Annotated in this window: 13 protein-coding genes; 3 read left to right on the plus strand and 10 right to left on the minus strand. The window is 42.5% G+C overall.

What is annotated here, in order from left to right:
• Window positions 1–21: 21 nt before the first annotated feature.
• Both srlE and srlA read right to left on the minus strand, forming a co-directional pair.
• Window positions 22–1032: a PTS glucitol/sorbitol transporter subunit IIB gene (srlE, locus tag JZO85_RS06420; RefSeq protein ID WP_207107679.1), complete on the minus strand. Its 1011-nt coding sequence runs from the start codon at window positions 1030–1032 to the stop codon at window positions 22–24.
• Between the two features lie 21 nt (window positions 1033–1053).
• Window positions 1054–1587: a PTS glucitol/sorbitol transporter subunit IIC gene (srlA, locus tag JZO85_RS06425; protein WP_207107680.1), complete on the minus strand. Its 534-nt coding sequence runs from the start codon at window positions 1585–1587 to the stop codon at window positions 1054–1056.
• A 201-nt stretch (window positions 1588–1788) separates the two neighbouring features.
• On the opposite strand from srlA, the gene JZO85_RS06430 reads away from it, so the two are divergent.
• A complete protein-coding gene (locus JZO85_RS06430; protein WP_207107681.1) occupies window positions 1789–2736 on the plus strand; it encodes a sugar-binding transcriptional regulator in 948 nt (315 codons plus the stop codon).
• Between the two features lie 70 nt (window positions 2737–2806).
• Here the strand turns inward: JZO85_RS06430 and JZO85_RS06435 are convergent, their stop codons facing one another.
• The 4 genes from JZO85_RS06435 to JZO85_RS06450 form a co-directional block, all read right to left on the minus strand.
• Window positions 2807–4771: a heavy metal translocating P-type ATPase gene (locus JZO85_RS06435; RefSeq protein WP_207107682.1), complete on the minus strand. Its 1965-nt coding sequence runs from the start codon at window positions 4769–4771 to the stop codon at window positions 2807–2809.
• A gap of 237 nt (window positions 4772–5008) precedes the next feature.
• A complete protein-coding gene (locus JZO85_RS06440) occupies window positions 5009–6352 on the minus strand; it encodes an MFS transporter (protein WP_207107683.1) in 1344 nt (447 codons plus the stop codon).
• Window positions 6353–6382: 30 nt separating this feature from the next.
• Window positions 6383–8377, minus strand: a complete 1995-nt coding sequence (locus JZO85_RS06445; RefSeq protein WP_207107684.1) for an alpha-L-rhamnosidase-related protein — start codon at window positions 8375–8377, stop codon at window positions 6383–6385.
• A gap of 12 nt (window positions 8378–8389) precedes the next feature.
• Window positions 8390–9712 (minus strand): MFS transporter, encoded by a 1323-nt coding sequence (locus JZO85_RS06450; protein ID WP_207107685.1) that lies wholly within the window; start codon window positions 9710–9712, stop codon window positions 8390–8392.
• Window positions 9713–9880: 168 nt separating this feature from the next.
• On the opposite strand from JZO85_RS06450, the gene JZO85_RS06455 reads away from it, so the two are divergent.
• Window positions 9881–10849 carry an AraC family transcriptional regulator gene (locus JZO85_RS06455; protein ID WP_207107686.1) on the plus strand — a complete coding sequence of 323 codons (969 nt, stop codon included), beginning with the start codon at window positions 9881–9883 and terminating at the stop codon, window positions 10847–10849.
• 121 nt (window positions 10850–10970) lie between these two features.
• Here JZO85_RS06455 and JZO85_RS06460 read toward each other — a convergent pair whose 3' ends face one another.
• The 3 genes from JZO85_RS06460 to JZO85_RS06470 form a co-directional block, all read right to left on the minus strand.
• Window positions 10971–11975 (minus strand): NADH:flavin oxidoreductase, encoded by a 1005-nt coding sequence (locus JZO85_RS06460; protein ID WP_207107687.1) that lies wholly within the window; start codon window positions 11973–11975, stop codon window positions 10971–10973.
• 200 nt (window positions 11976–12175) lie between these two features.
• Entirely contained in the window at window positions 12176–12670 is a 495-nt protein-coding gene (locus JZO85_RS06465) for a GNAT family N-acetyltransferase (protein ID WP_207107688.1), read from the minus strand.
• Window positions 12671–12688: 18 nt separating this feature from the next.
• A complete protein-coding gene (locus tag JZO85_RS06470) occupies window positions 12689–13129 on the minus strand; it encodes a MarR family transcriptional regulator (protein WP_207107689.1) in 441 nt (146 codons plus the stop codon).
• 313 nt (window positions 13130–13442) lie between these two features.
• On the opposite strand from JZO85_RS06470, the gene JZO85_RS06475 reads away from it, so the two are divergent.
• Window positions 13443–14090, plus strand: coding sequence for a FusB/FusC family EF-G-binding protein (locus JZO85_RS06475; protein WP_207107690.1), 648 nt, complete (start codon window positions 13443–13445; stop codon window positions 14088–14090).
• A gap of 94 nt (window positions 14091–14184) precedes the next feature.
• Here the strand turns inward: JZO85_RS06475 and pcp are convergent, their stop codons facing one another.
• On the minus strand, window positions 14185–14829 hold the full coding sequence (gene pcp / locus JZO85_RS06480) for a pyroglutamyl-peptidase I (RefSeq protein WP_207107691.1): 645 nt from the start codon (window positions 14827–14829) through the stop codon (window positions 14185–14187).
• Window positions 14830–14842: the final 13 nt, after the last annotated feature.

Below are 14842 nucleotides of genomic sequence, written 5' to 3' on the forward strand. Positions count from 1 at the left end.
TATAGTTTGTCTCTATTTTTTTTAAAGTCCGAATGACATGAAGTAGGCAACTACTACTGCCAAGGGACCTGTAATCACACGTGAAAACAGAATCGCCGGTACCCCAGTTGAAATTGTTTCAGGGTCCGCCTCTCCTAAGGTCATCCCAACTGGAGCAAAATCACAGCCTACCTGAGAATTAATGGCAAATAATGCAGGCAGCGCATAATGTGCTGGGATGGTTCCGTTTGCAATTTCTGTTCCGATCAATAGACCGATAACCGAAGCAATAACCGCTCCCGGCGCTAATAATGGAGACAAGAAAGGCAAACTAGTGATCAAGCCTAACACAACCAGTCCAATCAGACTGCCCGCCAACGGAGACAAGACCTTCGCGATCAAATCGCCGATTCCGGTATAATTTATTATTCCGATCAATGTAGCAACAAATGCCATAAACGGGAGAATGTTCGTCATCACTGTTTCAATCGTTTCTCTTCCCGCTTGGTACATAATATTAATGAAGTTACCGGCTGCCCGACCAATTTTATCGATAAAGCCGATGAAGCCTCGTTTTCCATTTGGTGCAGGATCTGGTTTGGTGCTCTCGGTTGGTTTTTCTTCTACTATTGAAGCCTTAGGTTCTGGTTGGATTTCCTCTGCCGCGATCTCATCGGCAGCCTTGCCTGTGACCAATTCAAGATCGTTGATCGTTGTTCCTGAAACAAAGATGTCCTCTGTCATAAATTTGGATAACGGTCCAGAAGGTGCCTGAAGCTTTACATTGACCGTCGGAATATTCATTCGCGGATAGGTGCCGCAGCGAGCGGTCCCGCCGCAATCGATTACAGCAGCCAGTGTTTCTTCCTTTTCAACCGGATTTTTGAACGCATCCACAGCTTTCGTTCCCGTTAATTCAGCAATTTTCTCAGCCACCGGATGAATGCCGCCGCCGGTCACACTGATGACATATTGCTTTTTATGATCTGGAACAAGTGTTAATGGGCCGCCCCATCCGCCTTTTCCTTTATGAACAATCACTTTTTTACTCATTTTTTTCCCTCCGCCTTCACTCTAAGCATTCACTGCTTTTTTCTTGTCTCGACTGGATAAAACAGCTGCAATTCGTTCGGTGATAACTCCGCGAATAAGAATCACGACAAAACCGGCCATTAGATATCTCAGCGCCAGCTCGCTTTGGTTCCCGACCTTAGCAAAGCCTTGGGCAACACCTAAATAAACAAAAAGTTCTGCAGCATTCGCATGAGGAAACAGACCAACAATTGGGTGAACCATCGATACGGTTGCATCGTAATAAGCAGCTTTATGCTCCTCCTTTAAAAATCGGCCGAATGTGTAACACATTGGGTTTGTTAGGAAAAAACAAGCTAAAAACGGAATCAGTGTATAGCGTAAAACGAAAAACTTCGTGCACATTTGCATGAACCCAAACACTCTTTCCTCGCCAATGATTTTAATCAAAGCGTTTACAAAAAGAATCAATGTGATCAGCAATGGAATGATCCCTGTTAGAAAGCCGACAAAGGTCTCAGCCCCTGCTTGAAACATCCCAATAAAACCGTCTGATAATTTAACTAAAAAATCCATAACCTTCCTCCTCTTGTAGAATTTGCTACGCGCGCGCGATTCCATACCATATGACACAACTCGTGTCACTTGGTATGTTCGAGTTCATAATAGCAGGTGACACAATTTATGTCAATTGGGATTTTTAACTTTTTTTTTTAGGGTTTTTAGTATAAGATGAAGAAGAGTCTTTTACAGCATTCTTCAATAGGAGGTTTTGACATGAATAAATCTGAAGAGAGAAACCTGATCAAGGTGGCTACTCTCTATTACAAAGAAGGATTGACCCAAGTACAAATATCCAAAAAACTCGGGGTTTCCAGATCCCTGATCTCGAAATGGCTGGTTGCCGCGAGAAACCAAGGCTTCATTGAATTTTTCTTTAATAGTGAAGAGGTCTACTCAGTTGAGCTAGAGAACAAGCTTGAGGAAAAATTTGGTCTTAAATCAGCGACAGTCATTGATACGAATAATCTCTCCACCTCAGAAATTGAGAAGGTCTTGGGGCAAACTGCCGCTTTGGCAATCAAAGGAAAAATTGAAAATGTCCAATCAATCGGACTCTCTTGGGGGAAATCGATCAAAGCATTGGTCACCCAGTTTCCGTTTGAATCGTATTCTGACAAGGTCTTTATTCCTCTTATTGGCGGGATGGGAATAAATAATTTTGATATTCACTCCAATCAGCTTTGCTACGAGTTCGCAAGAAAGACGAGAAGCTCATCAAAATATTTATATACCCCTGCACTAGTCAGCAACCCTACCATACGTGCTGAGTTTGAAAACAATGAATACATTCGTGAGATTCTTGAGGAGGCAAAGCAGGTGGATCTGGCAATTGTCAGTATCTCCTCCCCTTATCACATTAATACCATGCAGGAAATTGGGTACCTTTCAGAGTCTGACATCAAGGAATTGCATGATCTGCAGGTCGTTGGCGATATGAACTCCCGATTTTTCGATAAAAACGGCGTCGAGGTCGATCATGTCACAAATACGAATGTTATCGGCATCGGAATTGAAGACCTTAAGAAAATTCCGCAGGTCGTGGCTTTGGCGTATCACGAGGATAAGTGGTCAGGTGTCTATTATTCCTGCAAAAATCAGCTGATCACTGACCTGATCACCACGGATGTCATTGCGAAACAAATCCTAAAAGCCGAATTATAAGTCAGCTGCAAAAAAAATGGACCGATCACGTTCTTTTGTGATCGGTCCATTTCTCTTTTTTAAAAAGTTTTCAATCATTTAAAAGTTTTTTAGGTGTCTTTAACATTCTAAGGGCATTTAAAATCACTACGATCGTGCTGCCTTCATGGAGAATGACACCGATGGTAATATCCATCTTCCCTAAAAAGTTCAAGGTAACCAAGAATAGGACGACAAACATGGAGAATGCGATGTTCTGCCACGTCACCTTATCCATCTTTTTGCTGAGCTTGTGGGCATAGACTAATTTGGACAAATCATTTTTCATCAATACCAAATCAGCCACATCCATCGCCACGTCTGTTCCATCTCCCATCGCTATACCGACATCAGCGGTAACCAGCGCAGGTGCATCATTGATTCCGTCTCCCAGCATCCCTGTTGATCCGTATTTCCTTTGCTGTTCTTGAACGATCGCGGCCTTGTCCTCCGGCATCACGTTTGCTGCAACCTCATCGACACCAATCTGTTTCCCTACTGCCTCGCCAGTAAGCTTCCCATCTCCGGTGATCATCGTCGTATGAAGCCCGGCTTCTTTGAAATAGCGGATGGCATCTTTTGCGTAGCAATTGGGCACATCCATTAAAGCAATCAAGCCGATAACCGTTTCATTTTTCCCAATAAATACAACGGTCTTTCCTTCCGAAGAAAGCTGTCTTTCCTTTTCTTTATAAACAAACGAGACCTTTTCAAACGAGGTCGGTTTGCCAATGCGATAATGCTCGCCCTGATAGATCGTTGACAAACCGCGGCCGACTTCATTTTCCACCTCCAACTCGAGTTCGTTTTTAACGGTGAATTTATTGATGATCGCCGCAGCTAATGGATGATTCGTTTGCTTCTCCATCGCCACAATCAGATCAATCAACGCGTCTTGATCCAGCGCCTGCTCGAAAGAATAATCTGTGACTTGCGGTTTGCCGTTTGTCAATGTACCCGTTTTATCAAAGGAGATTGCCTTTAAGCCCTGTAATGTTGATAAATAGGCGCCGCCCTTCACCAATACTCCCTTTTTAGACAAATTAGAGATCGTCGCCAATGTCGTCGGTACCGCACTGGCCGCTAACGCACAGGGCGAAACAGAAATTAAGTACACCATACTGCGATACAGACTCAATTCCCAGCTCCAGCCGAAAATATAAGGACCTGCCAAAAGAACAAAGGGAAACAGCACCAAGACAACCGTGACATATTTAGGTTCTACTCGTTGAATCAACGTCGCTGTCTTCGTCAAGCTCTTCTGCGACTGATTGACCAGCTGCAGGATTTTGGAAAAGACCGTCTCTGAGCTGTCCTTTGTGACCTCCATCGTGAAGGTTCCCGCACCATTGATTGTGCTGCCGTAAACTTCATCACCGACCGTTTTTTCTTTCGGAATACTCTCTCCATTGATAGAAGATTCATCGATCGCAGTCGTTCCTGTTCGGACAATCCCATCTGTGGGTACTTGATCGCCATTCAAAACCTGCAGAATATCGCCGATCTTTACCTTTTCAACAGGAACAACCTCTGTGCTGCCATCAGAAGAAAGCACTCTGGCTTCCGTTGGGTTCATGTTTAGCAAATTCGTTATTTCTCGTTTGCTCTTGCCATCAACATAGGCCTCCAAAAAATGAGCCGCTGCAAAAATGACAATCAGCATCGCCGCCTCTTCATAATTCCCAATCGCGATCGCGCCAGCCGCCGCCAACGCCATCAAAAAGTGGACATTCGGTTGAAATTTTCTGGCACTGATGGAATCCTTGAAGGTATCCCCTAAGCCCTCAAGAATGATATGATAGCCCGCGGTAACAACCGCGATAATAAAGGCCGCATTTGAATAAAGCTCATTGCTCCCTTCTAAAATATAGCCGCCAATAAAAGCCGCAATACCAACAAAAAACATAAAAATCGTAAAACCTCCGCCATGACTGTGATCATGATCGTGACTATGATGATCGTGGTCGTGGTTGTGCCCTGTCTCGTGATCGTGGATGTTCACGTTCGCTTTTTCCATAGTTAACTCCTCTTTTCGCATGACAATATTTACATATGTGCATGTGATCATATGTTTTATTTAATTATATATGAATGGTCGTTCATTTGTCAAGAGGATAATTCACTTTTTCGCTCGGGGAGTCTAGCAGGAAAAATCAAATCAAAAAAACCAAGATCTCGCAGATAGCAGACCTTGGTTTCAATTAACACTTATCTCTCTATATATTGAAGAGTATTTTTTAATCCATTTCGACTTTCACACAGAGGATTTCCTATTTTCTTTTGAAAATGATTTATTGGGTGAAAAGCCGTAACCATAATTAAAGACCAGCATCGTCAAAACGTATAACACAAAAGGAATCACAAAAGTTGCCACGATGATCCCGGTTGACGCACTCCCCACCTGCTCCTGATTCGCTACATAGCCAGTGTAGGATAGAATAAAGCCAGGGATCGCACCTCCTACTGCCATTGCAAATTTCATAATGAGAGAGTTTAGTGATGCGATTAATGCGGCTGGTTCAAAGCCCAATTTTTTTCGTATGATATCGACATTATCTGCTGAAATACTGTATTGCAGCGTGTTCGTAAAGCCTAATCCAGACTGTACCAGCACATAGCCGATCAAAAAGACCAGTCGCGAACTCTTAAAGCCGATCAAAAGCAGCATTGCCCCGCTGATTAGTACCAGTGCAGCCGTGTATAGCTTTATCTTGCCAATTTTTTTAGACAAACTTGGTACGATCACACCCGCTCCTAATGCGCCGAATAATCCCAAAAAGCTAGCCAAGCTGAGCAATCGAGTATCCTTAATAATGTAGCTTAAATAATACAGCAGCGAACCATTAAAAATATTGGTAGCCGCAGTGATAAACAGCATACTGATAAAAAGTGTCGCTACTTCTCTGACCTTCAGAATCTTTACCGCGTCTTTAATTGAGTAATTCTTCTTCTCTTTAGTGTGATCGATCTCCTCGATCACACGCTCCTTAAGCGTCAAAGTCCCAATGATCGTAAAAAAAGCGACTACAATCACTGTTCCGATAATCAGCAGCAGATAGCCAGAGACTTGATTACTGTAGCTGGCAAGAATCAAAGGCGCAGCGATGTTTAATAACGTTGGCCCAACAGTGTAGGAAACCCCTTTTATCGAAGACAAAACATTTCGCTCAGATTCGCGACCCGTTAATACAGGGATTAAGCTGTTCAACGGAATGTCCATCAGATCAAAGGTGATTCCCAAAAGAATGTATGAGACACTGATCGCCAGAATCTTCTGGCCTGAAAACATCAGTGGCGAAAACCAAACTAGCAGATAATTGATACAGCAGATGATCGTCCCTAAAACTAAGATCGGCTTGTATTTTCCAAATCTTGTTTTGGGAAAACGGTCGATCAAGAAGCCCAGCAACGGATCGCTTACTCCATCTAACAGCCGAGAAATTAAAAACAACGTACCAACTACTGCGGGACTAATTCCAACAACATCTGTATAAAAGATCAACAGATAGGTATTCAATAACGTCATGATCGGAATGTTTCCAAGATTCGTTAAAGCAAAACCAATTTTTTCAATCAACCTAATCTTTGTATTTTCCAATGCTCCGCCCTCCTTATGCCGCTTTTCAGGCTAGCTTAAATTTTCTGCCAGCTCATTTGCTAATTCAAAAGTGTATTCTTGGTTTGCTGCTAACTCGAACGCTTCCCCATTCAGTTTAAGGGTACCGCCCTCTTTTGTTGAACGAACAATCAGCTGATCCTTATTCTTTTTGAGTGTGACAGAACCATTTTTAACCGGGAAGGTGCTTTCCAGTTCGGAGAAGCACGCCAATTGCGGTTCAATTAGAAACGTGGCATAGCCAGGAGAAGTTGGGCTGATACCGGCGAAATATCTTCCAATCAAATAAATCGGACTAGCACCCCAAGCATGACATAGGCTTTTGCCAAAAGGATCGCCATACATCTCATACACATCATTGCCGGTCTCTTCAGGAATGTATTCCTCCCAGAAAGTCACCGCGTTTTGTTCGACCATGCCGCCCCAGTAATCACAAATGATTTGATAAACGGTCTGGGTCTGTCCTAATTTACACAATGCATCTTGCTCATAATATTTGAAGTATGGTGTTGTGATTTGAGTAATCTCATCATTCAATAGTACATTCTTCAGAATTTTGTCTGCTTTCGTTTCGTCGACAAAATCGAACAGCACAGCAAAAATGTTGGCGTGTCTGGTTACATGTCTGTTGCCTGATTGATAAGAATCAATGAAGGCGCCCTTTTCCTCATCCCAGAAATAAGTCATCAGATTTTTTTCCAGTACAGTATATTTTTGGCTATATTCAGCAGTATTTTCCCCTACGATCGATCCGCAAACGATCATCGCGTTATAAGCCTTAAGTAATAAGACCTGCTCAGCCGCTAAGGTACCATCTTTGTCCATTTCAGACCAGTCAATAAAGATCCAGTCCTTTTCTCTTCCATAAATAAAGCCAAGCTCATCTGTTTGAGCCATCAAATAATCCATCAAGCTCTTCATTTTCGGATAGATTTGTTTCAAAAATTCAACATTGCCAGACATCATATAATGATTTTCTACTGCGATGATCCATAAGATAGAGTAATCAACGATCGTATTCATGTGCTGCTTGATCTCATTTTGACCTCGAAGTGCCAACATAGTTCTCGTATTGATATCCTCATCAAAGAACAAATACTGATTGATGAAATAGCTTTGATACGCATCTCCTGACCAAATCCAGCGATCTCGCTTGATTCCATCAAGGAAGAACAGCCCGCTGCACAAGGTGAAGGTCTCAACAGAGATATCCCAAATTTTGTTCATCAGCGCATTATCCGAATGGAATGAGGCTTGATTCTCCAATGGGATAAACTCATGGATCGCATCGATTTCCACCTGCTCTGGTGTGAGTTCAGGAATGAATAAATAGCGAAACGCACGTTTTCTAGGAACTGTATCCGCCACCGCATTTTCCTCTTTGTAATAGCACATTTCAATGTCCAGCGCTTCCGCATCCGATTCCCCGTAGCAAATCGTCACAGGCTTAGCCGTATTCAATTTCTTGATGGCGATCGTTCCAAAAATCGCGCGCCCATAATCAATCAATACGCCACCCTGACATTCCGCTACTGACACAGCCTGAACCGTCTCGGTCGCGAAGTAAACCTTGTTAGGATCACGATCCTGCGTTAAATATAAAGCACTCCAACCTGCTGGCAGCTCCTCGATAAAATTACTTGCTGCCCAGCCGATATCACTTTTAATGACTTCGCCTTCAATATACATTGCCGGCAGTCCCTCTGTGTTACCGACGAATACGCGAACCTTATTTTTACCTGACGCACAATGAATTTTCTCGCCAAAGGGATATTTTTTTCCATTTACTTCAGCGTATCCAATACCAACTGCGTGAACAACAAAGCTGGTCTCATCCGCCAGATCATAATACCGTTTGAATTTAACATTTTTATGACAGTCATCCATGTTCCAATAAGCCGGCCAATCATAGCTGCGTTCTTCTCTTGAAAAATTCTGCAGCAAGCCCTGTCTTATCTCAAAATCGCCTGGATACCAAAGCCATCTTGTTTGATCTTCTTTTATCATCGATTTCCCCACCTATACATTATCCGTATTGAGCTCGTTGTCATCGACTGGCTCATACTGTGTTGTTTTATTTTTCTTTTGCAGCCGCATCATGATGATTCCGGCAAAGGTCGCACACAAAACAATTCCGGCAAACCCGTACATAGAAGTTTGAATTTTTCCGGGAGCCACTAAAAAGGGTGTAACAAAGGCGAACAATCCGCAGCATACCCGAGAAAAGCCGTTGATGAATCCTTGAATGGATGCTCGCACTTCCGCTGGGAACGATTCCTGCGTCCAAACCTTATAGATCGCTTCTCCCGCCATCGGATTCCCAAAATTGTAAAAGCCAATCGTGATCGCCAGCATAATAAATCCTGTTCCGCCACCAATGATGGCCATGCCCAGCATTGCCATAAATTGAACAAAGGCACCGACAAAGAACGCTTTGTTTCGATATTTTCCACCTGAAACTGACGCAAATAAAATCGTTGTTACTAGTGAAACAATATTCAGCACGATTCCCAAACCAGTCGCTTGAGACTGAGACGCCCCTGCATTTGTAAGGGCATAGGTTTGAAATTGCCCCCATGTATTGGCCAGCAGGTTCCAGCAAACATAGAAAATGAGAATCGCTAGGAAATAGCCTAAGAATTTGTTTTTATTTTCTCCAAACAGTACGGACTTAATGGAGACCTCTTGTTTTCCAACCGTTTCTGCCTTGATTTGCTGCTGACGCTTGACGCCTTCTTCATGAAAATGCTTGAATTTTTTAGAAAGAGTGCGCCAAATCCAAGTAAACAAAGAGAATGTAAGCAAAATGGCAAATACGATCCGCGCACCTAAGACGCCGCTGACTCCAGATAGCAAAAAGGAACAAATATACGAAATGAAAATCCCTACCTGCCAAAAAATCTGAGTTGACGATACCAGCTCCGCTGATGTTTTTTCATCGGGTGCGTCGTGGGAGACAACCGTCAGGCTGATCGGCAAATCCGCTCCAGAAGCAACGCCCATCACTAATACTCCGGCCAATAACATCCCAAAGCTTCCTGAAAAGACACAAATAGCAGAACCAATGGCATAAAATAAATTAATCCAGTTAAATGATTTGAATAAGCCGAACAAGCTGGTGATTTTCCCAGCAAATAATGAACCAAAGGCAATAGCGAATGTTAAGCCCCCTGAAATAAAACCAACCTGCGCCGTTGTCAGGTCCAATCCTCTTTGCCACACCGGAATTGTCGCGGAAAGTCCAACGATACATCCTGATCCCAGCATTGATCCAATCCCGGCAGCCGTTGCCAATGGGCTATATTCCTTGACCAAAGACTTCTTTTTAGTATTACTCTCCATTTTTTTAAAACTCCTTTCTTCTTGCAACCATATATTAACCGCTTTCATATCCTTGCTTCAATTTCAAATACTAAGAAGGTTTATAGCCAATTTACAGGTCATATGCTATTTTAGTAATAAAGAAATCACGGTCGATATAAAATGAGCGGAAAAGGAGGAGAGAAAAAAATGAAGGAATTGCTAAAGCAGCTGCATGCAGTCACTGCCCTTGAGGATTTACAAAAGAAGACCGGAAAAAATATTAATACGATGAATCTGAATTACAACAGCTCGATTGTTCCTGAGATTCCTAAGGTCGATTTTTTTAAGTATGGAAATATCTCTCTGAACAAGCATTCAAGATTTTCGTATACTCCCGCCCATACTCACAGTTTTATCGAAATAAACTATGTGCTAAACGGCAGCTGTACCCAGCGGTTAAACGGTGAAAAGTTTCAATTGGAAAAGGAGCAATTGGTTATTTTGGATCAGAAAGTGATTCAACAAATCGATTACGTGGATTCAGAGGACATCATTATCAATATCCTGTTAGAGAATGAGTCGATTCAAAATCGTATATTGCCCAACCTTTCTCCTTCCAGCAATTTAATAACAGATTTTTTCTTTCAAGCCGCGAATGGACAGCACGAGCATGGCAACTATATTATTTTAGACACAGCAGGAAATCCGCTCGCTAATAAAATGATAGAATCGTTACTATTAGCCGCTTTCAATCGCAGAAATTCAGAAAAGGAACTGCTCATAAATCTACTGTATTGTGCGTTAATGGTAGAAATCTCTCATTTACCCGTAATAAGCACAAACAAAAAAATAACTACGAATGACCCGCTTATTCAAATCCTTAAATATATTAACGACAACTACACAGACGTTTCACTAAAATCACTAGGACAGACATTCGGCTACAATAAAAACTACCTAAGCAATCTGCTCAAGGACAAAACCGGCAGCAGCTTTCAAGAATTGATCGATCAAAAGCGGTTATCCGAAGCGAAACGACTCATGAGTGAGACCGACGAAAGCTTGAGTACGATTGCGATGAAAATCGGCTATAAAAGTGTCCCCTCCATATTCAAGCTTTTCCAAAAGGAAACCGGTCAAACACCGAATTTCTTCAGACATAATAAAACGGAATGATTCGAAAGTTTTTTGGAAAAATACTTTACAAAATGAAAGTCAAACGCCCCTATTACCTTCCATTATGAAAGTAATAAGAGCGTTTGCCTTTTTTATTTCTATTCACCTGTTCAATCCTGTATTATCCTAATGAAGAAATTGCCTGCTTCGCCCAATCGGAATCCTTCAGTATCGCACGCCCCACTCCGATCATATCCGCCTTTTCCTCCCGTAAAAGCCGTTCCGCGACAACGCCATCCACAATCCCGCCAGTTAATAAAACCGGAATTCTGACATTATGTTTAATTGACTCCGTTAAATCACTGAAATATCCCTGTTCCTTGGTATAGGGATTCGTATAGAAGCTAAAGCCGCCAGAAATATCCAGCAAACAAACACCGGCTTCTTCGAATTTCTTCGCTGCTGCCACACTGTCCTCAATCGTCGTTCCACCCGCCAAATGATCGCTCGCTCCTAAGCGTATAGCAACCGGATAATCCTCTCCTACAATTTCGCGAATCGCTTGCAGGATATCTAAATGCAGCCGGATTCTTCCATCGATCGAATGTCCATGATAGCGATCTTCCCGCCTATTGGTTAGCGGAGAATAAAACTGGTTCAGTAAATAACCGTGAGCGGAGTGAAGCTCCACGCCATCAAATCCAGCCCTCTTTGCTCTCAAGGCTGCCGCCGCAAAATCAGCGATGAGCTTCTGGATATCCTCTTCTGTCATCTCAGTAGGGATCGTTTTACTTCTGGCGGTTTCAGGCAGCTCGACTGCGCTGGCACTTAGCGGCTCATAACCAGTGATTTCCTTTTTTGCTAAGCCTCCTGCATGAGCAAGCTGGGCAAAAGTCTTTGAGCCATTTTGATGAATCGTCTCAACCAATTTCTCCAAGCCGGCAATATCGCTGTCCTTAGCAATTGATACTTGCCCTTTACTAGCCTTGCCTGCGGGGCTGACATAACTATGCTCGGTAATAATCAGACCAATGTGACCGCCCCGCGATTTTTCAGCATAATACTCACAAAGCTCACGTGTAACCTCGCCATTTTCTTGGGACTTCGCCGTAGCCATCGGCGGCATAACTAATCGATTCACAATCTCTAAACGTCCAATCTGGATCGGCGAATTCAATAAGCTCATGGCAAACCCTCCTTCGTTTTCTTTATGCTCTCAGTTTATCAGGTTGGCAATGATTTGATAAGGCGGTTCATTTGCTTTGATTGCTAATGATGAAATAAAAAAATGGGCATATATTTCTTTTGCGATATTTTTATTTTATATGTACATGGACAAAGACCCCCTAATTCCACCACTTTTGATGGAGCTAGGGGCTTAGGCAGCTAATCCTTTGTCAGCTCTCTCATAAAAAATACAGTATCGACGTCCATTAAATGATAGTCCTTCGGCATTTCAGTCTTAGCAATCAATTCAAAGCCGTTCTTTTTATAGAATTTTTGTGCTGCTTTTAACACATCCACCGTTCCTAGATAGATTCGCTCATAGCCTTGATCCTCACAATACGAGATCAACGTGTTCAGCAGTTTCTTTCCCACCTGCTTTTCACCGCGGAACTCTTTTGCTGCGAACATTTTTTTGATGGCGCCGCAATGATTTTCCAGCTTCACTAACGCGATACTTCCAACCACGTGGCCATTGGAAAGCGCGACCCAGAAATTCCCGCCGGTATCGATATACTCCTCTTTGATTCTCAAAAGATCCGGCTGATCCTCAATGCTGATATCAATGTTAAATTCCTCTCTTTGGATGGGGAGGATCAAATCAACGACCTCTTGGGTATATTTTTCTTCAAATGGGACAATCGTTACTTCTGCCAATTTTATCGACTCCTTTAACTAGTTTTTCTGTTCCTCTGGAGCAACCTTACCTAATATTCGTTCAATCGTCTTCATAGCAGTGACCAACTCCTGATAATTCTGGGTATCCAAGGGTTCCAGCAATTCCAAAACCTTTTTATCTGATTCGGCCTCGACGTATTTGTTCAATTCCAGCCCTTTTTCCGTCAGAAAAAGCTGCAAACTCCGGCTGTCCTCGGGATTTTTCTCCTTAAAAATATAGTCATTTCGCTCCAGCTTGCTTAATATCCGGCTCAGGTAGCTCTTTTTAATATTTAAACGTTTTGTCAATTCGTTTGCCGTAATACTCGGATGGCGACCAATCTCACCCAATATCCGCATCTCGCTCATGGAATAATCCAAATCAAAAACCGTTTGATCAAAAACTCCTAGAATTCTTGTGTAATATCGGTTAAAGCTTCTAATATCACGGGTATCCACCAGCTATCACATCCTTTCGCTAAATAGTTTACTTTATCAACTAAGTTGAGTATAAAATATTTAGTTTACTTTATCAACTATTTTGATCGATGAAAATACGCTTTTTCTTAAAAATTACAGGGATAAAAGAAAAAAGACTTGTAGAAAGTACGAGAATGATTTATCCTATCCAAGAATCATGCAACATTAGGAGGAGATCATGGTGATATATTCATCTTGTATCGTACGCTCAAAGAACAATCCAGTTACCTATTAAACGATTAGTTCTTTGACGGAAATAAATTTTCCTCAAAGAAAAGAAACGAGGAAAATAATGAATACAGACAAATTTGTTTTACAACCCTATGAATATTGGTATTGCAAACAGCAGATCAGTGAACTTGTGAGTGCGTACCATTCCGTAAATGACAAGCAGGTCATCTTGACTTTGCAAACATTGATCCAAGGAAAGACCGAAGAATTATTCAAGCGCGACCCTTCCTTGGCAGCTTATTGGGATCAGTTTCTCGATACCGGGCTGACTAGAGATAAATTTGAAAAGCTGTTTGAGGAAATGAAACGCTTCACCATTCCAATGGATTCCCCTTCAACAAAACAAATCGAAAAAAGCTTTCGAAAAGTTAAGAAGATGCAATTTCCTGAGCTTGCGACATTGGACTTTCACGAGCTGAGCTACTTAGGCTGGAACGACAGCGGAACGAACCGTAAGTACCTGATTCGAAAAATCGACGGACGTTTCACGGGTGTTTATGGAAGCTTCAGCACGGATGTGCAAAAGGGCCACTGTGCCATCTGCAATCAAATCAGCACTGTCGCCTTCTTTTTAGCAACCACCAAATCAGCTGGAGACGGAACCTATACAAAAAAAGGGAATTACATTTGTACAGACAGCAACCAATGCAACCGTCAGCTGACCCAACTGGATACGTTGGAACGATTTTGGGAAACTGTGACAAAATAGTCAGGCAGGCAAACCCTTCATCGTATAAAACGGCATAATAAAAAAGAGGATCAAGCAATCATCACCTGCTTGATCCTCTTCTGTGTTTTTATTATTACATGATTGTTCCCATTGCAACATGTTGATCTTCATCTGTCGTCACTGCTGCTGCCACGGCCGCCTCTAAACCTTTGGCGATCGTTTCGACGGATAAGCTTGGTGTCCCTACCGGCAAGTCCAAAACTTGTTCCGGCAAATATGGCACATGGATAAATCCGCCTTTGATGTTTTTCTTTTGCTTATCTGCTAAATAGAGCAAGCGGTACATGATATCGTTGCAGACAAAAGTCCCTGCTGTATAAGAAACACTTGACGGAATCCCAGCTTTTTTCACGTTGCTTACCATCGCTTTGACAGGAATCGTCGCAAAGTAAGCTGTTTCGCCGTCCTCATGAATCACTTGGTTTAATGGCTGCTGCTGTTCATTATCTGGAATACGCGCCTCCATCAAATTGATCGCAACCTTTTCGATCGAGATATCTGATCGGCCGCCTGCTTGTCCCACACATATAACGATATCCGGCTGCTGCTCTTCTATCGCCTTTGCTAGAACCTCTTCGTCCTTTTTAAAAACCGTTGGGATTTCTAATTTATGAATTTCTGCGCCTTCAATCGTATCTGGCAAACGTTTCACTGCTTCATAAGCAGGATTGATCGCTGCTCCGCCAAAGGGGTCAAAACCGGTAATCAATACTTTCATACTCGTCACCTTT

It is taken from the genome of Candidatus Enterococcus murrayae, from assembly GCF_017315985.1.
In the GTDB taxonomy this organism is placed as follows: Bacteria; Bacillota; Bacilli; order Lactobacillales; family Enterococcaceae; genus Enterococcus_A; species Enterococcus_A murrayae.

Coding starts and splice junctions, on each gene's coding strand:
- JZO85_RS06445 (WP_207107684.1), bottom strand. CDS start 8,377: ATGATAAAAGAAGATCAAACAAGATGGCTTTGGTATCCAGGCGATTTT.
- srlA (WP_207107680.1), bottom strand. CDS start 1,587: ATGGATTTTTTAGTTAAATTATCAGACGGTTTTATTGGGATGTTTCAA.
- JZO85_RS06450 (WP_207107685.1), bottom strand. CDS start 9,712: ATGGAGAGTAATACTAAAAAGAAGTCTTTGGTCAAGGAATATAGCCCA.
- JZO85_RS06430 (WP_207107681.1), top strand. CDS start 1,789: ATGAATAAATCTGAAGAGAGAAACCTGATCAAGGTGGCTACTCTCTAT.
- JZO85_RS06455 (WP_207107686.1), top strand. CDS start 9,881: ATGAAGGAATTGCTAAAGCAGCTGCATGCAGTCACTGCCCTTGAGGAT.
- JZO85_RS06475 (WP_207107690.1), top strand. CDS start 13,443: ATGAATACAGACAAATTTGTTTTACAACCCTATGAATATTGGTATTGC.
- JZO85_RS06435 (WP_207107682.1), bottom strand. CDS start 4,771: ATGGAAAAAGCGAACGTGAACATCCACGATCACGAGACAGGGCACAAC.
- srlE (WP_207107679.1), bottom strand. CDS start 1,032: ATGAGTAAAAAAGTGATTGTTCATAAAGGAAAAGGCGGATGGGGCGGC.
- JZO85_RS06460 (WP_207107687.1), bottom strand. CDS start 11,975: ATGAGCTTATTGAATTCGCCGATCCAGATTGGACGTTTAGAGATTGTG.
- pcp (WP_207107691.1), bottom strand. CDS start 14,829: ATGAAAGTATTGATTACCGGTTTTGACCCCTTTGGCGGAGCAGCGATC.